The following is a 17,811-nucleotide window of genomic DNA, read 5'->3' on the forward strand; positions in this document are numbered from 1 at the left end:
AACCGAACAAAAAAGGGCCCGCCCGGGGAACCGGACGGGCCCTTTCGATCGCATCCGCGAATGCGATCAGAAGCGCGCGGTCGCTGCCACCCGGAAGAAGCGGCCGATCAGCCCCGAGAAATAGGGCTGGGTGCCGCCCGCCGACAGCGCGGGGAAGGGCGCGGTGGCGTTGAACACGTTGTCGACGATGAAGCGCAGATTGAACTGCTCGTTCACCTTCACGCCCACCGTGGTGTTGAACACCATCCAGTCGCCGACGCCCGAGATGTTGCGGGCGTTGGGCGCCTCGTCCAGGTTGAACTTCACCTTGCCGGTATATTGCCCCTGGAACAGGACGTTGAAGACCGGGCCCTCATAGGTCAGGTTCGCGGTGCCCGAGTGGCGTGGATAGCCGATCTCGCCCGCGGCATGGTTGATGTCGCCGGTGCCGACTTGGGTCTCCAGCTTGTCGCGGTAGAAATAGTTGACCGACAGGCCGACCGTCCCCGCATTCTCCAGCCCGACGCGGCTGAGCGGCAGGCGATAGGAGATGGTCGACTGAAGCCCGGCCATCTCATAGGCGGCGGCGTTGTAGTAACCCTGGCGAATGGTGGTCAGCTGGCCGTCCGCGCCCCGGTTGAACAGGCCGCAGAACTGGTTCGGATAGTTGGCCGAGTCGTAGCAGGCGTTCAGGATGTCCGTGCCGTTCAGCGAGGTGATCGCATCCTTCAGCTTGATGTTCACCCAGTCGACCGCGACCGACAGGCCGGGGATGAAGCGCGGCTGGGCGATCGCACCCACGGTCCAGCTGTTCGCCTTTTCGTTGCGCAGATCGGGGTTGCCCGCGATCGTCACCGGAATGGTGAAGTTGCTGAAGTTCGAATCGAACGTCGCGGGGTTGATCCCGGCTGCGACGCAGTTGGCGCGACGCACGGTCGGGTTGGGGCCGCTGTCGACATAGCGGGAATCGCAGGGATCGTTGCCCGAGTTGAACGCACGCGAGGTCGGATTGAACACCTCGGTGATCGCAGGCGAGCGGATCGAGCGGGTGAAGTTGCCGCGGAAGGTCAGCCCCTGGAAGAAGCCGACCCGGCCGCCCGCCGTCCAGGTGACGTCGCCGCCCGACAGCGAGTTGTCGACGTACCGCGCCGCGCCGTCGAACTCGAGCGTCTTGAGCCAGCTCAGCTCGTTCCTGCTCGACACGAACGGAACGACGACCTCGCCGAACACCTCGTTGGTGTGGAACTTGCCCCGGATCGGGTCGATCGGGATGGTGCGGCCATATTGCTGGCGGCTGCCGTCCGCCTGGGGCTCGCCATAATAGAAGGCGCCCGGATCGAACTGGGTCCGCTCCTCGCGATGTTCGTAGCCGAGCGACAGCGACACGTCGTTGCCGAACAGCTGGAACACGGGGCCGTTGATGTTGGCGTTGAACACCAGCTGCTCATTGGCCGAACGCGGCGTGGCGACGGCGAAGATATAATCGCGCGCGGCCTGGCTGGCCTGGCCGATGCCCAGGATGTTGAGCGGTGCGCAGGCCCCGCCGCCGATCGACGGGATCGTCGCGTTCACCACGCCCGGACGGCAGGTGATGTTGCCGGAGGCGTCTCGCACGGCGTCGATCGCGTTGGCGAAGTTCTGCTGGATCAGCTCGAAATTGCGGCCGTTGGTGACCGACTTGCCATAGACGGCCGAGGCTTCCCATTTGAAGTCGCGGCCCAGCAGCGGCACCGTGCCGTCGAACCCGCCGACGAAGCGATAGGTCTCGACCGTGGCTTCGGCGCGGCCCGTGGTCAGGTCGGCAAGGGCACGGCCCAGATAGAACTGGTTCTGGCCCGCGGGCAGGTTGGCGGCGATGGTCGCGCGATCGGTGGCCGACAGATAGGGATTGTTCAGGCTGACCAGGATGTTGCCATCGGCCGTCCCCGCATCGTCGAACAGCGCCGTGTTGTAGTTGGGCTGATCGATCAGGTTCACGCCCTTGCTGCGGATATACCACGCCTCGCCGAAGAAGCGGATACGGTCGCTGAACTGATAGCTGGCCTGGGCGCTGGCGATATAGCGTTACGAGGTGGTCAGCAGGTTCGACTGGAGCGGCAGGTTATAGCCGTTGCCGCCGCTGCTGATGTAACCCTGACGCATCGGCGTGCCGAGGTCGAGCGGGATCAGCGTGCCGTTCGGGCCGAACTGCTGCAACTGGCCCGCCGCATTGCGGATGCCCGAACGGCTGGCAAGGAAGTCGTCGGCGCTGAATGGCACGCCGCCGATGGTGAACGCGCTGTAGCGCTGGTTCGGATAGAGGACGCGCTGGAACTCTCCGGCGGTGGCGGGCGTGCCGAAGAAATAGCCCGAGGCGGTGATGTCGCGGTCGGCGGCGGTCAGGCCGGTGACGCGGTTATACTCGCCCGAGAGGGTGATGTTGCCACGCCCGTCGGCGAAGTTCTTGCCCGCCAACAGGCTCAGCCGCTGGTCGGGGGCATCGCCCTTTTGCGAGACGCCTGCCTGCGCCTGGAGCTGAAGCCCCTCGTAATTGCGCTTCAGGATGATGTTGACGGTGCCCGCGATCGCGTCCGAGCCATAGATCGGCGCGCCGCCGATCGCGACCGTCTCGACCCGCTCGACCAGGCTGGTCGGGATGTTGTTCAGGTCGACCTGCGTACCGGCCGAGACGGGGCCGAAGATGCTGGCACTGTTGGACGACACGAAGCGGCGGCCATTGACCAGCACCAGCGTACGCTGCGTGCCCAGGCCGAAGAAGTCGACAAAGGTCTGTGCCGGGCCGAAGGACGACTGCGCGCCGACGCCGCTATTGCCCGGAGGACCGAAAGCGGGAATCTCGCTCAGCACCTGGCCGACATTGGTGTAGCCGCCATTGGCGATCTGCGCCGCGCCGACGACCTGGGTCGGCTGCAACGTCTCGAACTCGGGCCGGGCGATGCGCGAACCGGTGACGACGACATCCTGGCCACTAGTGGCATTCTGGTCGGCCGGGGCGCCCTGTGCGGTGGTGGTTTCGGGCGCGGTGGCGGTTTCTGGCGCGGCGGGCGGAACGGTCTGGGCAAAGGCCGGGCTGGCGATGACGGTCAGCAACGCAGCGACGCTGACCTCGCGCAGGGCGCGAGACCGAAGATTGAGTGATATGATACGCATACCCCAATTTTTCTGTTTATGCACAAGGGGCTAAGTCCGCTGATGACGGACGGTCAATAAATGCGTCACGATTGCTGGCGTTTCTTAACCAGTGTCACGTCTTTGCAACAATTTCAGTTAGTTGTGTGCCTCGGCGCTAGGCAAGCAAAGAGGTCGCGGCCAGGCCGTTTCAGCCTGCCCGATGCCTGATTTGACTCTACCAGAACCCGCACCGGGATGGCCCGTTCCATCCCGATCAGTCGCTGGGACATGAGAGCGCCCCGCGCGAATCACTCGCTCCTCGCGCGGTAAAGGCGGCACCGGAAACAGGGCGTCGCCTTTACCGCATCGGATCGGCTCAGCCGATCGCTTCGAGCACCGCGGCACGGAGTTGGGGGATACCCATGCCGCCTTCGCTGGAGGTGGCCAGGATCTCCGGGTGGGCGGCCGCGCGCTTGCGGGCCTCGTCCTCGGTCTGCGCGACGACGGCGGCGAGTTCGCTTGCCTTCACCTTGTCCGCCTTGGTCAGGACGATGCGATAGCTGACCGCCGCACGGTCGAGCATCTCCAGGATCTCGCGATCGACATCCTTGATGCCGTGCCGCGAGTCGATCAGCACCAGCGCGCGCTTCAGCGCCTGACGCCCGCGCAGGAAGTCGTTCACCAAGAACCGCCACTGCTTGACCATGTCCTTGGGCGCCTTGGCAAAGCCATAGCCCGGCATGTCGACCAGCCGCAGCGTCGGGGGGGTGCCGACGTCGAAGAAATTCAGCTCCTGCGTACGCCCCGGCGTGTTCGACGTGCGTGCCAGGCCGTTGCGGTTGGTCATGGCGTTCAGCAGCGACGACTTGCCGACGTTCGACCGTCCCGCCACCGCGACTTCCGGCACGATCGGATCGGGCAGATACTGCAGCGCGGGCGCGGACTTCAGGAAGGTGACCGGCCCGGCGAACAGCTTGCGCGCGGACTCGACCAGTTCCTCCGAAAAACCACCAACCTTGTCGGCGGTCTCGTCGGAGGGGGCGGGGGAGGGGGGAAGCTCGCTCACTTGGCGACCGGCTGCTTCAGGCCCGGATGACGGGCGTAGAGCAGGCGCTGCTGCAGGATAGAGATGCAGTTGGTCGTGATCCAGTAGACCTGAAGGCCGACCGCGAACGGCGCCATCACGAACATCAGCACCCAGGGCAGGATCGCGAAGACCTGCTTTTGCGCATCGTCCATCGGCTGCGGGTTCATCTTGAACTGGAAGTACATCGAGATGCCCAGCAGGATCGGCACGACGCCGATCGCGATGAAGTGCGGCGGCACGAAGGGCAGCAGGCCGAACAGGTTGACCGGGGTCAGCGGATCGGGCGCGGACAGATCCTTGATCCACAGCACGAAATGCTGGTGGCGCATTTCGATCGTCAGCATCAGGACCTTGTAGAGCGAGTAGAAGATCGGAATCTGGATCAGCGTGGGCAGGCAGCCCGCCAGCGGATTGACCTTTTCCTGCTTGTAGAGGGCCATGACCTCTTGCTGCATCCGGACCTTGTCGTCCTTGAACCGCTCCTGCAGCGCCTTCATCTTGGGCTGTACCGCGCGCATCGCCGCCATCGAGGCGAACTGGCGCTGCGCGATCGGGAACATCAGCGCACGGATGGTGACGGTCAGCAGGATGATCGCGACGCCGAAATTGCCGACCAGGCGGAACAGCCAGTCGAGATAATAGAAGATCGGCTTTTCAAGGACGCGCAAATACCCCCAGTCGAGCGCGTAATCGAGCTTCGTCGCGCCTTCCTTGTCGGTGTAGCGGTCGAGCAGCGCGACTTCCTTGGCGCCCGCGAAGAAGCGGGTCGTCTGGGTGATCTGCTTGCCCGGCGCCAGCGTCTGCGGCTGAAGCGTATAGTCGGCCTGATAGGTCCCGCCCGCACCTGCGCGGAACTGGCCGTCGAACGCCTTGGCCTGATCGGGGATCAGCGTGGCCAGCCAGTATTTGTCGGTGAAGCCCAGCCAGCCACCGGTGGTGGTGAAGCGGGTCGGGGCCTTGTCCAGGTCCTTCCAGTTCGGGCCATACTGCGCCGAGCCGTTGTTGACCGACATCGGCCCGACATGGATCGTCCATGTGTCGGGATCGGCCGAGATGCCGCGATTGACATAGCCATAGGCAGCGACCGGCACCGCCGCGCCGCCGCCATTGGCGACCGTCTGCTGGACGGTGAACATGTAATCCTTGTCGACCGACAGCGCGATCTGGAAGCGCTGGCCCGTCGCATTGGCGGCGCTCAGCGTGACCGGCTGGCCGGGGCGCAGCACCGGCGCGCTGGCGGTCCAGACGGCGTCAGCGGCGGGCGGGTTCAGCCCGTCGGTGCGCCAGCCGAAACCGGCGAAATACGCGCCTTCCGCACCGGCTGGCGACAGCAGGCGGATCGGGGCGGAGTTCTTGTCGACCGTCTGCTTGTAATCCAGCAGGACCAGGTCATCGATCCGTGCGCCCTTCAGGTTGATCGATCCCTTCAGGCGCGGCGTCTCGATCGCCACGCGCGGGGTTTCGGCCAGGACGACCCGGCGATCGCGAATCGCGCTGGGCGTCGTGACGGTCGGGTTGGCGGTGGAATTGACAACCGGCACCTGCTTGCCGTCGACGATCTTGGTCGCGGGCGGATTGCTGGGGAAGAACCTGTTCTGGATGAGCGGCCATCCGAACAGGATCAGCGCCGCGATCACCGCGAACACGACAAAATTCTTGCGGTCTTCCTTCACGTCGAAACCCCAGTTGTGACGTTGGTTACGTCAGGCGTTACGTCAGGGTACCGGGTCGGGTCCGTGCCCGCCCCAGGGATGGCACCGCGCAATGCGCTTGAGCGCCAACCAGCCCCCTTTGACCGCGCCATAGCGGCCAATGGCCTGTATTGCATAGGCCGAACACGATGGATGATAGCGACAAGTGGGCGGCAAGATCAGCGAAGGCCCCAGTTGCCAGCCCCGCGCGATCAGAATCAAGGCCCGCGCGAACAGGGTCACGCGGGCTCTTGGGAGGATGGGGTGGGCTGGCGCTGGGCGCCGCCACGGGGGCCACGCCCCTTGCCACGGCCATGGTGCACGCGCGGTTCGCGCGGGCGATCATGGCCGCCGGTATCGGGCGAGGCGGCGCGGGTCAGCGCCTTGGACAGTTCGGCGGTGAGCGCCGCATAGTCGCGCTCGATCCCGCCTTGCCGTCCGATCAGGACATGGTCCGCGCCCGCAATGCCCTTGACCGGCAACAAATCACGCGCGAGCGCCCGCAACCGGCGTTTCATCCGGTTGCGAACGACCGCGTTTCCGATCTTCTTGGTGACGGTGAAGCCGATTCGAATCGTCGCTTCACCGTCATCCCGCGGGCGCACCTGCAGCACGAAGCCGGGCATCGCCACGCGTCGCCCGCCATTGGCCGCGAGGAAATCGCGGCGGCGGGTCAGCGTCGTGATTACGCCGACAGCTTCTTGCGACCGCGCGCGCGACGCGCCCGGATCACCGCACGGCCGCCGGGCGTCGCCATCCGCGCACGATAGCCGTGACGGCGAGCGCGCACCAGATTGCTCGGCTGAAAGGTCCGCTTCATCGTTCATTCCTTGGATACGTCTGAATAAAAACGGCCGCCACGAGGACGGCCTTGGTGGCAAGCCGCTTACGCAAAGCGGACTTTCAAGTCAATCGGGTGGACGCTTTTGCCGTTCGGCCATCTGCCTCTTGCGGGGCGGGGGCATCCTTTGCAGGAAAGGCGCGCGGGCAGGGAGAGCCCGTACGGGGGGAATGTAATGGCGACGATCGTGTCCACGGTGGCCTATCTGGGGCTGGAGGCGCGCGCCGTCGAGGTGCAGGTGCAAGTGATCGCGGGGCTGCCCGCCTTCAATCTGGTCGGTCTGGCCGACAAGGCGGTGGGGGAGAGCCGCGAGCGGGTGCGCGCCGCCATCGCCGCCATGGGCCTGGCGCTCCCGCCCAAGCGAATCGCGGTGAACCTGTCGCCCGCCGACCTGCCCAAGGAAGGGTCGCATTTCGACCTGCCCATCGCACTGGCGCTGCTGGCCGCCATGGGGGTGGTCGATGCCGAACTGCTGGCCGATCATGTCGTGGTGGGCGAACTGGCGCTGGACGGGCGCATCGGACCGTCGCCGGGCGTGCTGCTGGCCGCGATCCATGCCGGGTCGCTCGACAAGGGGCTGATCTGCCCCGCCGCGCAAGGGGCGGAGGCGAGCTGGGCCGGGAGTGGGTCGGTCATCGCCGCGCCCGACCTGTTGTCGCTGATCAACCACCTGAAGGGGCATTCGGTCCTGCCGACACCCGAGGGCGGACTGGTCGAGCAGGGGGTGTCGGGCCCCGACCTGGCCCAGGTCAAGGGTCAGGAGAATGCCAGACGCGCACTCGAGATCGCGGCGGCAGGGGGGCACAATTTGCTGATGAGTGGCCCGCCGGGGTCGGGCAAGTCGCTGATGGCCGCTTGCCTGCCGGGTATCCTGCCGCCGCTCGATGCCACCGAGGCGCTGGAGGTCTCGATGGTGCAGTCCGTTGCGGGGACCCTGGCGGGTGGGCGGCTGACCCGCGCGCGTCCATTTCGAGCGCCGCATCACTCCGCGTCGATGGCGGCGCTGACCGGCGGCGGGCTGAAGGCGAAGCCGGGCGAGGTCAGCCTTGCCCATCTGGGCGTCCTGTTCCTCGACGAACTGCCCGAGTTTCAGCGTGCGGTCCTCGATTCGCTGCGCCAGCCGCTGGAAACCGGCACGGTCAGCATCGCGCGGGCGAACGCGCACGTGACCTTTCCTGCACGGGTGCAACTGGTCGCCGCGATGAACCCGTGCCGTTGCGGGCATCTGGGCGACGCCGCGCTCGCCTGCGCGCGGGCACCGCGATGCGCGGCCGACTATCAGGCGAAGATTTCCGGGCCGCTGCTCGACCGAATCGACCTGTCGGTCGAGGTCCAGCCGGTCCGGGCCGTCGATCTCTTCGCGCCTGCCGCCGCCGAATCGTCGGCCACGGTCGCCGCACGGGTGGCGGCGGCGCGGGCGCAGCAGACCGAGCGCTATCGCGAGTCCCCGGTGACCGTCCGCACCAATGCGGAGGCCGACGGCGCGCTTCTGGAGCGTTGGGCGACACCCGACGAGGCTGGCCGCACCTTGCTGGTCGAAGCCGCCGAGCGGATGCGTTTGACCGCGCGTGGCTATACCCGCGTCCTGCGGGTCGCCCGGACGATCGCCGATCTGGCGGGGGCCGAGCAGGTCGGACGCATCCACATCGCCGAGGCGCTCAGCTATCGCCAGCGGCCGCCGGTGAATTGACGCATGTCGAATCGCTTAGGCAAATTTGTTGCCGTCACCCTTGTCGTCGCTGCAACCGCTTACACGCTCGTCATGGAGTGGCTGGTCTACTTTACGATCGCGTTTTTCGGTTTTGCGGATTTTGGCACCGATCCGTTCGGCTTCGCCGCCCTGTTCCTCATGGCGGTCTCTCCCCTGCCGATATGGTGGTATTGCTTGAAGCGCGCCGCCGTATGGCTTCGCGGTGAGCGGCGTCCCCTCTGACCGAATCAGGCAATAGGCGGGGATTGTCCATTGGCTTGAGCAATCGGCGCTTGCGTGACGCATCACCCTCGTCTAGCAGCGCGGCTTCGCTGCCCCTGTGGCGAAATTGGTAGACGCATTCGACTCAAAATCGAACGCCGCAAGGCATGCTGGTTCGAGTCCGGCCAGGGGCACCATCCTACGGGGTGCAAGGTGTTGAAATTGCGCTAGTGTTGCGCTTTTTGCTCCATGCCATACCACCTTTCGTTCCCTCACTATGCGATTGTCATAGGCGTTCAAGCGCGAGCGGTGACGGTCAAGCGCCATGCCTCACGCCTCCTGATCCACCCTCCAGTGGATCAGGAAAACCATCATCCCTCAAGATGCTGATCGGGTTTGAATCCTAGAACCGCGTGCCGATCCCTAGCCAGATGCGTGCCGGGTCGATGACGTACCCGAATCGATCATAGCTCAAGCGCTTGTCCAGCACGTTCTGCACGCCGCCATGCAGCGTGAACCGAGGTGAGACCTTGTACGATGCGCCGATATCGACTGTTGTGTAGGATGGTGCGACGGTGGCATTGCCGCTGATCTGTGCTTCGGTGATCGCCTCTTGGCCACGGAATATACCGCGAATATAGCCGCTCAGCCGAGTCGTTGGCTTCCAGTTGAGCGAGGCGCTTGCCTGTTGCTTGGGCGTATCGTTCAACGCTGCACCGATATTGGCACCACTCAGTTGCTTCGAGTCCGTGAGCGTACCGGTCGCATTGACCCTCAGCGTCGCGGTCAGCGGCATGTCGATCGTTGCCTCGATCCCGCGGACCTTCGCCTTGTCGACGTTGACATAGGTGGTCGGTGGCCGCCCGATGGAGCTTAGCGGCTCACCGCTGCACCAGGCCGCGGCTGCGACACAGGTCACGCGCGTGATCTTGTCGTCAAACCGCGTGTCATAGGCCGTCAGGCTGGCCTGGAACGTGCCGCCATCAAACAGCAGTCCAGCCTCGATCGTTCGCGATGTCTCCGCGTTTAGATCAGGATTGCCATAGATCGTACCCCCGCGGCTCGACTGGCCCCAGTCCGGGAGCGTCTGGCGCAGGTTCGGCGCGCGAAAGCCTTGCGAATAGCCACCCTTCAGCGTGAAAGCCCGGTCGATGTTCCACACGGCATAGACCCGCGGCGTCCAGTGCGTCCCATATTGCTGGTCGTCGTCCATCCGCAGGCCGCCGGTCAGACGCAGTCCGGTCATCACTGTCAGTTCGTTTTCCGCAAACACCGCTACTTGCCGTCGGCTTGCGCCGTCGCGCGTCGATCCCGCCAAGAGATTGCCGACCGTGTCCGTCAGGTCCTCGTTGCGGTAATAGGCACCTACGCTCAAGGAATTGGCGGGCAGCGGCACCATCCAGATCGACTGCGCGATCGTGTTCTTGATCCGTTTGCCGTCCTGCAGGCTTTTCGCGTCCTCGAGCTGCAGATAGCTCTCCGACGTTGCAAAGCCCCAGCGGCCGGAATGACTGATCGAGCCGACATAACGTCGTTGTGCCTGAACGTTTTCCATACCCGTCGGCACCGTCGCGCTGGTCGCGACCGTTTTGCCCGCTGTCGCGGTCACGGTTTGGCGGTAATAGCCCAGTTCGGCGAGGAAGCTGTGGTCGGGCCCTGCGTTCCACCCGAGCTTGCCAGCCAAGCTCTCGTCCCGGCGTTCCGGTGTGCCGCCGATGACATGATCCTCGCCGCGTCGGGTCGCAGCCCCCTGAACCTGAACACCGACCGAGCCGGCGATCGGACCGGACAAGTAGAAGTTGCCGTCGGCGACGTTGCCGTAATCGGAGCCTAACTGCATCGTGCCATTGGCCCGAGTGCTGCCGCGCCATGTCTTGGAGATGCGCCGCGTGATTATGTTGACGACACCGCCCATCGCATCGGACCCATATAAGGACGACATCGGGCCGCGTACCACCTCAATCCGCTCGATCGCCTCCAGCGGCGGCAATTGCCCGCCCTCCGATATGTTGCCACCGTTGGTTCGCGTCTCGCGGCTCGACAAGCGCTTACCGTCCACTAGGATCAGCGTATATTGCGGCGCCATGCCGCGGATCGAGATGTCGCGACTGTTACCCTCGCCCGGCGTCACGGTGACGCCTGGAATCTCGAGCAAGGCATCGGTCACTTCGCGATAGGGCAGGCGATCCAGATCCTTGCGTGTCAGCACGCTGATCGATGCCGGTGCGTCCTTGACCTGCTGTTCGCGACCGCCCGAAGCCGTGACGACGATCTCATCGGCACGGGTCGTCTGGCCTTGCGTATCCGGCATGCGGTCCGACGCGAGCGCGGATGTGGAGCAAGCGAGCGCGATGAGCGCCGCCGAGGAGCGGTTTAGGATGGTCGACATGAAGGTTCCCGTTATCGCTTGCTATTGCAAGTCGGTCGCAACCCTATGCGGGGGGATGCGGCAACGGGCCAGCCCCCAAATTTGAATAAGCCTTATTCAGCTTGCGGATGCACAATGCCGGGTCAGCATATCCGCCAGCCAGATCACCGCGCGGTCGCGCGCACTGCGGTCGTGCCACAGCAACCGATAGTCGAGATTGTCGATTGCGACAGGAGCGGGCCGGGTTGCCAAGCCATAGCTGGCGGCAAACCGCGTGGCGGCGCGGGTCGGAAGGGTCATCAGCACGTCGCTGCTCGCGATAAGGGAAGATGCCGCATGAAAATACGGAAGCCGTACGGTGACGCGGCGCTCGCCGCTGCGCACGCCCAGCCGCACCTCGACCCCGTCTACCGCAAGGTCGCTGACTACGATGCCGACATGCGGCCATGCGAAGAACGCATCCAGCGTCAGCGCATCGTCCGATGTGGCAAGATCATGCTCTGCCCGCATGATGCAGGTATAGGTATCGGTAAACAGCGATCGAGTGTGCACCGCCGGATGGTCGGACTCGAGGCCGGAGATGATGAGGTCGATCTCTCCCGACGCCATCTTCTTCATCATATCCGCGCTGAATGGTACGATATCGACCGTCAGCGATGGAGCGGCGGTGGTGATGGCCTCGAGTGCTGGCGCAACCACCGTGAGCACCCCGTAATCCGTCGATGCGATACGAAAACAACGATCGAGTGTAGCAGGATCGAATGTCGGCGGATGAAGCAGCGCAGAGGTTGATGCGAGCCATTGTTCGATGGGGGCGACCAGTTCGTCCGCCCGGCGCGTCCGCTGCATTCCGCCGTCTGTTCTGACCAGGAGCGGATCTCCGAGGATGTATCGGAGCTCGGCGAGCGAGCGGCTGATCGTGGGCTGGCTCATTCCAAGCCTGCGTGCCGTTCCGGTTACGCTCTTCGTCTGAAGAAGTACGGCCAGGGTGGCGAGCAGGTTGAGATCGATATGCCCGGGAAGGATACGGCAACTCGCTTTATATCGAATAACTAATGCGAGCTATTATCAACGCTTCTTGCCATTTTCAACTCTAGCGATGTCGCGCCCACTCACCGTTTCAGAGTGACACCGTGGCGCAACGCCGCACCATCCGGGGTTCGATGGCGCGACTGTGGATAGGTGATCTATCTGTTGCCCAGCGCATCGAAGGCGAGATTGCATGAGCGCGGCAAGGTGGAATCCAGCGTGCGCCAGCGGCTTAACAACAAAATGGACATCAACCTCACCATCTGGTGGCGAGCACGGGAATTTCGCGGGCAAGAAAGTCGATCCAGGCGCGTGTCTTCGCCAGCGGATGGCGGGTTGGATGGGTCACCGCGAAAACACCGCCCAAGTCGACCAGCGGCTCGGTCAGCGTCACTTCGACGAGATCGCCGCGTTCGAGCGCCGCTTGCGCGATGAAGCGGGGTCCATAGACCAGCCCCTGTCCCGCCACGGCAGCGGCGACGAGAGCCTCGCCATTATTGGCGCACAGCGATCCGTGGACTGCCACGCGCTTGCCGCCGTCGGGACCGAAGCCCCAGGAGGCCGAGCCGGTCGCCTCGTTCAGTGTAAACCCCAGGCAGACATGATGGGCGAGGTCATCGGCCCGCTCGGGCGTGCCGTATCGCGCCAGATAGGCGGGAGCGGCGCAAATCGCGAGCCGCATGGTGGCGAGCCGGCGTGCCACCAGGCTGCTGTCCGAAAGGCGACCGATACGGATCGCCATGTCCCAGCGCTCTTCGAGCAGGTCGACATAGCGGTCGCTAAGCCCCAATTCGATCGTGACGCCGGGGTTCTGCTCGTGAAACGTGGCGGCGAGCCGGGCGACGTGCAGCGTGCCGAACGTCATCGGCGAACTGACCCTGAGCAGCCCCTCGACCTTGTGCGAAACGGCGGACGCATCGGCGTCGGCTTCCCCCAGCTCGGACAGGATGCGCTCGGCGCGCTCGAGATACGCGGCTCCCGCCTCGGTCAGCACGAGCCGTCGCGTGGTACGCGTGACGAGCGTCGTGCCGAGACGCGCCTCCAGCGCGTCGAGATGCCGTCCCGCCATCGTGGGCGACAGGCGCATCTGCCGCCCGGCCGCCGACAGGCCGCCACTGCGGATGGCGCGGACGAAGACTTCGATACCGGTCAGGCGATCCATGATCTTATACCATGAGTAGATAGTGATTCGACGAATCCGATCATTATCATCGATGATGGCGAGCGCCATCTGGTGGTTCGAAAGGACACACCATGCGACAGCCCAGCCTCTTCATTCCCCACGGTGGCGGTCCGTGCTTCTTCATGGACGACCCCGCCGGTGTCTGGACCAATATGGCAAAGTTCCTGCGGGACCTGCCCAACCGGCTGTCCGAGGCGCCACGAGCCATTCTGGTGGTCTCCGGGCATTGGGAAACGAACGGCTTCGCCTTCACCGGCGCGGCGCGGCCATCGCTGATTTACGACTATTACAACTTCCCGCCCCATACATATCGGCTCGGCTACGATGCGCCGGGCGACCCGGCTTTGGCGGAGCGGGCGGCGGGGCTGCTTCGCGATGCCGGGTTCGTTGCGTCGGTCGATCCCGACCGTGGCCTCGATCACGGCGTGTTCGTACCGCTGAAGGTGATGCTGCCCGACGCCGCGATTCCGGTGGTGGAGATGTCGATCGACCATAGGCTCGATCCCGCTCGGGCGGTCGAAGCCGGCCGCGTTCTCGCGCCGCTGCGCGATGAAGGCGTGCTCATCATCGGTTCGGGCATGAGCTTTCACAACATGCGCGGTTATGGTGACCCGCGCTCGACCGTCCCGTCGGAGGCGTTCGACGCCTGGCTCAACGGCGCGATCCGCCAGCCCGGACCTGCCCGAGCGCAGGCGCTCGTGGCGTGGGAAAACGCCCCCGCCGCTCGGTTCGCCCATCCGAAGGAGGAGCATCTGCTGCCGCTGATGGTGGCGGCCGGTGCGGGGGGCGATGCACCCGGCGAGCGGATCTATAGCGAGCACGTGCTGGAAACCGCCATTTCCGGTTTCCGCTTCGGCTGATCGCAACGAGGAGACGTGAGATGATCCCGACGATCGCCAAAGGGCGCGATGCCGGTTCGCTCGGGCCTCGATCGTCACATCTCCCGCCCATTGCCTGTTATGACTGGAGGAGCAAATCATGACCATTGCCGTCACCGGCGCGACCGGACAATTGGGTCGCCTCGTCATTGCCGCACTCAAGCAGCGGGTCGCGATCGACGATATCGTCGCGCTGGCACGATCGCCGGACAAGGCCGGCAAGCTCGGCGTTTCCGTGCGGCCATTCGACTATGCCACGCCCGATGGGCTTGCCGATGCGTTGTCGGGCATCGGGACGCTGTTGCTGATTTCGTCGAGTGAAGTCGGACAGCGCAGCGCCCAGCATCGCAACGTGATTGCCGCGGCGAAACGGGCCGGCGTCGGACGGATCGTCTATACCAGCCTGCTCCATGCGGACACATCGTCGCTCGACTTGGCGGGCGAGCATCGGGACACCGAAGCCGCGCTTGCCGCGTCCGGCATCCCCGTCACCCTGCTACGCAACGGATGGTATACCGAGAATTACACGGGTGCGATCCCGGGTGCGCTCGCGGTGGGTGCCTTGATCGGCAGTGCCGGACAAGGCCGGATTTCGTCGGCCTCCCGCGCCGATTATGCCGAGGCGGCGGCCATCGCCGCCAGCGTCCCGGATCATGTCGGCAAGACCTATGAACTGGCTGGCGACCATGGGTGGACGCTGGCGGATCTCGCCGCCGAGGTTACCCGTCAGACGGGGCGGGATATCGCCTATGACGATCTGCCGCCGAACGACTATGCGCATCGGTTGCAGGATGCGGGCCTTCCCGCCGGAGTGGCACAGGCGATCGCGGGATATGACGTCGCCGCCTCGAAGGGCGCGCTGTTCGACAATGGTCGCCAGCTTTCCAGGTTGATCGGCAGGCCGACCACCCCGCTGGCCGACGCCGTGCGGGCTTCGCTGGCCTGATCGCCGAGCGGGTCGGGCATCACCCGATCGGTTCGATTCTGCAACGACTTTCCGAGAGCCAGAGCCATGCCGCATGCCTTTCGCGTTACGCTGGAGGCGCTTGACGAAGCGTCAGGCGCGCCCACCGGCCGCCGGGTCCACACCGACATCGTCAATCACGATGACTTGTTCGACATCATCGAAAAAATATCCGCGCGCGGTGTCGTCCCCGCCGATGAAGCGACCGAATTCGCGATCGGGTTGAAGCTCTTCACCGAAGTGCTGCTCCGCCACCGCAAGGACGCGCCGTTCGCTGAGCTTCAACCGCATATCGGCGCTTTCATGAAACGGCTGAAATCCGCGCCCGCTGCGGCGCAGAGCCGCGCCTGATCCTCTCGAAACATCAAACCACAAGGAGAACCGACATGAATACCGACCTCGGCCTCGACCTGCCCAACGATCTCGCCGCCTTTATCGGCAACCATTTCATCTACACCTACGCCAATGGCTGGCGGTACGAATGGTATGCCCGCAACGCGACCACCTGCGACTATCGCATCCACCAGGGTCTGGTCGGCGGTCGCTGGGTGACGAACCAGACGATGGATCTCGTCCAGCTTGCGCCCGGCATGTACAAGGCGGACTGGCATGAGCCGACCGGCACCTGCGTCAGCCTGTATTTCGATATCGAACGGCGCCTGATCCACGGCACGATCTTTTTCCCGCAATGGATCGCGGGCGAAGGCCAGCATCCCGAAAAGACGATCTGCTACCAGAACGACTTCATCCCCGACATGAACCGCTTCCGCGACGAGGGTCCTGCCTACCCGTACGTCATCATCGGCGAGTTCGCGAAGATCACCTTCATGGAGCAGCGCGGCCCCGACAATGACGACGTGATCAATGCCGCGCCGGGACAGCTTCCCGACGGCTTCCTCGATCGCACGAACTGAGGGAGGTCGCCATGTCCCACCAGTCCCGTTTCGCGGATAAGGTCGTGATCGTCACCGGGGCGAGCACCGGCATCGGCCGCGCCACCGCGATCGCCTTTGCCCGTGAGGGTGCCAGGGTCGTCATCGGCGACTTCGACGATGCCGCTGCCGATACGGCCTCGGCCATTACCGACGCCGGTGGATCGGCGATGTTCGTCAAGACCGACGTCAGCCAGGACGCGTCGGTCCAGGGGCTGGTGCAGGCGGCCATCGACACCCATGGCCGCCTCGACATCGGCTTCAACAATGCGGGGCTTCTGCCCCGCACCGCCGATCTTGCCGATATGAGCGTCGAGGATTTCGACCGCACGATCGCTGTCGATCTGCGCGGCGTCTTCCTGTGCATGAAATATCAGATCGCCCAGATGTTGCGCAATGGCGGCGGAGCGATCGTCAACACGGCATCGGTGGCGGGGCTGGTCGCCGATCCCGGCATGGCCCCCTATGTCGCCGCCAAACATGGTGTGGTGGGGATCACGAAGGCGGCCGCCCTCGACTATGCGACCCGCAACATCCGCGTCAATGCCGTCGCACCAGGCCTCGTCGCGACCCCGATGACCGAACGCTGGCTGGCCGATCCCGCCTTTAAGGAGAAGCTTCTCCAGAATTCCCCGATCGGTCGCGCTGCCCGGCCCGAGGAGATAGCGACGACTGTTCTATATCTGAGCTCCGATGCCGCGTCCTTCGTCACCGGCCAGACCTATGTGGTCGATGGTGGCCAGACCTCCCACTGATTTCCATAGGAGACAAGACCATGGCGTCTTCCCTGCAAACCAAAGTCTTCGTCAGCAGCGATCAGCATAACGGTTTCGGCGTGTCATCGACCATCGTGTATGGGCCGACCGAGGCACTGCTGGTCGATTCCCAGTTCAGCCTGTCGAAAGCGCATCGCCTCGTCGCCGAGATACTCGAGGTGGACCGCGACCTGACACAAATCTTCATCACCCATATGCACCCCGATCATTATCTCGGGCTGGAAGTGGTGAAGGCCGCGTTTCCTGGCGCGCGCGTGATGGCGTACAAAGACGCCGCTGATGAGGTGAACGACGCGTTCGGCTTCAAGATCGAGCATTGGCGCGATACCGTCCTCGGCCGCAACGGTGCGACGACGGCGGTGCCGGTCGAGCGCATCGACCAGACGACCCTGACGGTGGATGGCGAGGCGATCGAGATTCTGGGGTTGATGCGCGGCGATTGTGCCCATGCGGCCGCGCTGTGGATTCCGACGATCAAGACGCTGATCGCCGCGGATACCGTCTTCTCGGACGCACATGTCTGGGTCGCCGATGCCCGAACGCCCGAGGAGCGACAGGCGTGGTTCGAAACGCTCGATCGGCTCGAGGCATTGGGCGCCACCACGATCATTCCCGGACATGCGCCCAATACCCGCCCCTATGATCCCGACGGCATCGGCTTCACCCGCCGGTATCTGACGGATTTCATCCGCGAACTGGAACGCTGCACAGATGCCGCCGACCTCGTTGCACGGATGGACAGGCTTTACCCAGACCTGCCGGTGCGGATCTGCCTCGAATATAGCGCCCGCATCCTCAAGGATCATTACCGCTGGGACGGCGACTGGCCGGAGTCCTTGCGTGATCGCGAGGCGGTGATCTGACGCACGCCCGTGATGGACGCCCTCTTATCTTTCCAAAACTCATTTGGGAGGGATATTGCGACGTAGAAGGCTTTCCCGTTCTAGGTCGGATCGACATTCAGGATTCCCAAACGCCCTGACCGGTGATTCATAATCATCCATGTTGTGGCGCGGAGTGGATAATGGGGATCGGGCGGTACGAGTTGAGCGAGGCGCAA

At 64.4% G+C, this 17,811-nt stretch carries 18 protein-coding genes and 1 tRNA gene; 9 read left to right on the forward strand and 10 right to left on the reverse strand.

Translation table 11 applies throughout. The features are described 5' to 3' along the window. Positions 1-66: 66 nt before the first annotated feature. The 7 genes from U1703_RS04195 to rpmH form a co-directional block, all read right to left on the reverse strand. Positions 67-1,956, reverse strand: coding sequence for a TonB-dependent receptor domain-containing protein (locus U1703_RS04195; RefSeq protein WP_332784695.1), 1,890 nt, complete (start codon positions 1,954-1,956; stop codon positions 67-69). Between the two features lie 87 nt (positions 1,957-2,043). Beyond that, on the reverse strand, positions 2,044-3,129 hold the full coding sequence (locus U1703_RS04200) for a TonB-dependent receptor plug domain-containing protein (RefSeq protein ID WP_332784696.1): 1,086 nt from the start codon (positions 3,127-3,129) through the stop codon (positions 2,044-2,046). Positions 3,130-3,466: 337 nt separating this feature from the next. Then, positions 3,467-4,084, reverse strand: coding sequence for a ribosome biogenesis GTP-binding protein YihA/YsxC (gene yihA, locus U1703_RS04205; RefSeq protein ID WP_332784726.1), 618 nt, complete (start codon positions 4,082-4,084; stop codon positions 3,467-3,469). A 68-nt stretch (positions 4,085-4,152) separates the two neighbouring features. Continuing rightward, positions 4,153-5,850: a membrane protein insertase YidC gene (yidC, locus tag U1703_RS04210; RefSeq protein ID WP_332784697.1), complete on the reverse strand. Its 1,698-nt coding sequence runs from the start codon at positions 5,848-5,850 to the stop codon at positions 4,153-4,155. A gap of 42 nt (positions 5,851-5,892) precedes the next feature. Beyond that, entirely contained in the window at positions 5,893-6,105 is a 213-nt protein-coding gene (gene yidD / locus U1703_RS04215; RefSeq protein WP_332784727.1) for a membrane protein insertion efficiency factor YidD, read from the reverse strand. Between the two features lie 2 nt (positions 6,106-6,107). Next, positions 6,108-6,494 (reverse strand): ribonuclease P protein component, encoded by a 387-nt coding sequence (gene rnpA, locus U1703_RS04220; RefSeq protein ID WP_414712044.1) that lies wholly within the window; start codon positions 6,492-6,494, stop codon positions 6,108-6,110. Positions 6,495-6,553: 59 nt separating this feature from the next. Further along, on the reverse strand, positions 6,554-6,688 hold the full coding sequence (rpmH, locus tag U1703_RS04225) for a 50S ribosomal protein L34 (protein WP_320452776.1): 135 nt from the start codon (positions 6,686-6,688) through the stop codon (positions 6,554-6,556). Positions 6,689-6,884: 196 nt separating this feature from the next. Between rpmH and U1703_RS04230 the strand changes: the two genes are divergently transcribed. The 3 genes from U1703_RS04230 to U1703_RS04240 all read left to right on the forward strand — a co-directional run bounded on the left by U1703_RS04230 (position 6,885) and on the right by U1703_RS04240 (position 8,818). Further along, positions 6,885-8,399, forward strand: coding sequence for a YifB family Mg chelatase-like AAA ATPase (locus U1703_RS04230; protein ID WP_332784698.1), 1,515 nt, complete (start codon positions 6,885-6,887; stop codon positions 8,397-8,399). 3 nt (positions 8,400-8,402) lie between these two features. Next, the gene (locus U1703_RS04235) at positions 8,403-8,642 is read left to right on the forward strand and encodes a hypothetical protein (protein ID WP_332784699.1); all 240 of its coding nucleotides are present in this window, start codon (positions 8,403-8,405) and stop codon (positions 8,640-8,642) included. Positions 8,643-8,733: 91 nt separating this feature from the next. Continuing rightward, positions 8,734-8,818 (forward strand) — tRNA-Leu (locus U1703_RS04240). A 206-nt stretch (positions 8,819-9,024) separates the two neighbouring features. Here U1703_RS04240 and U1703_RS04245 read toward each other — a convergent pair. The 3 genes from U1703_RS04245 to U1703_RS04255 all read right to left on the reverse strand — a co-directional run bounded on the left by U1703_RS04245 (position 9,025) and on the right by U1703_RS04255 (position 13,180). Then, the gene (locus U1703_RS04245; RefSeq protein ID WP_332784700.1) at positions 9,025-11,010 is read right to left on the reverse strand and encodes a TonB-dependent receptor domain-containing protein; all 1,986 of its coding nucleotides are present in this window, start codon (positions 11,008-11,010) and stop codon (positions 9,025-9,027) included. A 96-nt stretch (positions 11,011-11,106) separates the two neighbouring features. Further along, a complete protein-coding gene (locus U1703_RS04250) occupies positions 11,107-12,039 on the reverse strand; it encodes a LysR family transcriptional regulator (RefSeq protein ID WP_332784729.1) in 933 nt (310 codons plus the stop codon). Positions 12,040-12,274: 235 nt separating this feature from the next. Beyond that, positions 12,275-13,180, reverse strand: coding sequence for a substrate binding domain-containing protein (locus tag U1703_RS04255; RefSeq protein ID WP_332784701.1), 906 nt, complete (start codon positions 13,178-13,180; stop codon positions 12,275-12,277). Between the two features lie 92 nt (positions 13,181-13,272). Here U1703_RS04255 and U1703_RS04260 point away from each other — a divergent pair, with 92 nt between their 5' ends. The 6 genes from U1703_RS04260 (at position 13,273) to U1703_RS04285 (ending at position 17,614) form a co-directional block, all read left to right on the forward strand. Further along, entirely contained in the window at positions 13,273-14,061 is a 789-nt protein-coding gene (locus tag U1703_RS04260; RefSeq protein ID WP_332784702.1) for a DODA-type extradiol aromatic ring-opening family dioxygenase, read from the forward strand. Positions 14,062-14,179: 118 nt separating this feature from the next. Next, positions 14,180-15,025 carry an SDR family oxidoreductase gene (locus tag U1703_RS04265; protein ID WP_332784703.1) on the forward strand — a complete coding sequence of 282 codons (846 nt, stop codon included), beginning with the start codon at positions 14,180-14,182 and terminating at the stop codon, positions 15,023-15,025. 66 nt (positions 15,026-15,091) lie between these two features. After that, positions 15,092-15,394 carry a DUF3861 domain-containing protein gene (locus U1703_RS04270; RefSeq protein ID WP_332784704.1) on the forward strand — a complete coding sequence of 101 codons (303 nt, stop codon included), beginning with the start codon at positions 15,092-15,094 and terminating at the stop codon, positions 15,392-15,394. A gap of 35 nt (positions 15,395-15,429) precedes the next feature. Then, entirely contained in the window at positions 15,430-15,957 is a 528-nt protein-coding gene (locus U1703_RS04275) for a phenolic acid decarboxylase (RefSeq protein ID WP_309658643.1), read from the forward strand. A gap of 11 nt (positions 15,958-15,968) precedes the next feature. Further along, positions 15,969-16,730, forward strand: a complete 762-nt coding sequence (locus tag U1703_RS04280) for a glucose 1-dehydrogenase (RefSeq protein ID WP_332784705.1) — start codon at positions 15,969-15,971, stop codon at positions 16,728-16,730. 20 nt (positions 16,731-16,750) lie between these two features. Then, positions 16,751-17,614, forward strand: a complete 864-nt coding sequence (locus tag U1703_RS04285; protein WP_332784706.1) for an MBL fold metallo-hydrolase — start codon at positions 16,751-16,753, stop codon at positions 17,612-17,614. Positions 17,615-17,811: the final 197 nt, after the last annotated feature.

The organism is Sphingomonas flavida (assembly GCF_036663655.1).
Lineage (GTDB): Bacteria > Pseudomonadota > Alphaproteobacteria > Sphingomonadales > Sphingomonadaceae > Sphingomonas.

Bases quoted from the DNA above. Each gene is read 5' to 3' on its own strand.
- U1703_RS04200 (WP_332784696.1), bottom strand. From the start codon at position 3,129: ATGCGTATCATATCACTCAATCTTCGGTCTCGCGCCCTGCGCGAGGTC.
- rnpA (WP_414712044.1), bottom strand. From the start codon at position 6,494: ATGCCCGGCTTCGTGCTGCAGGTGCGCCCGCGGGATGACGGTGAAGCG.
- rpmH (WP_320452776.1), bottom strand. From the start codon at position 6,688: ATGAAGCGGACCTTTCAGCCGAGCAATCTGGTGCGCGCTCGCCGTCAC.
- U1703_RS04230 (WP_332784698.1), top strand. From the start codon at position 6,885: ATGGCGACGATCGTGTCCACGGTGGCCTATCTGGGGCTGGAGGCGCGC.
- U1703_RS04235 (WP_332784699.1), top strand. From the start codon at position 8,403: ATGTCGAATCGCTTAGGCAAATTTGTTGCCGTCACCCTTGTCGTCGCT.
- U1703_RS04245 (WP_332784700.1), bottom strand. From the start codon at position 11,010: ATGTCGACCATCCTAAACCGCTCCTCGGCGGCGCTCATCGCGCTCGCT.
- U1703_RS04255 (WP_332784701.1), bottom strand. From the start codon at position 13,180: ATGGATCGCCTGACCGGTATCGAAGTCTTCGTCCGCGCCATCCGCAGT.
- U1703_RS04260 (WP_332784702.1), top strand. From the start codon at position 13,273: ATGCGACAGCCCAGCCTCTTCATTCCCCACGGTGGCGGTCCGTGCTTC.
- U1703_RS04265 (WP_332784703.1), top strand. From the start codon at position 14,180: ATGACCATTGCCGTCACCGGCGCGACCGGACAATTGGGTCGCCTCGTC.
- U1703_RS04270 (WP_332784704.1), top strand. From the start codon at position 15,092: ATGCCGCATGCCTTTCGCGTTACGCTGGAGGCGCTTGACGAAGCGTCA.
- U1703_RS04275 (WP_309658643.1), top strand. From the start codon at position 15,430: ATGAATACCGACCTCGGCCTCGACCTGCCCAACGATCTCGCCGCCTTT.
- U1703_RS04280 (WP_332784705.1), top strand. From the start codon at position 15,969: ATGTCCCACCAGTCCCGTTTCGCGGATAAGGTCGTGATCGTCACCGGG.
- U1703_RS04285 (WP_332784706.1), top strand. From the start codon at position 16,751: ATGGCGTCTTCCCTGCAAACCAAAGTCTTCGTCAGCAGCGATCAGCAT.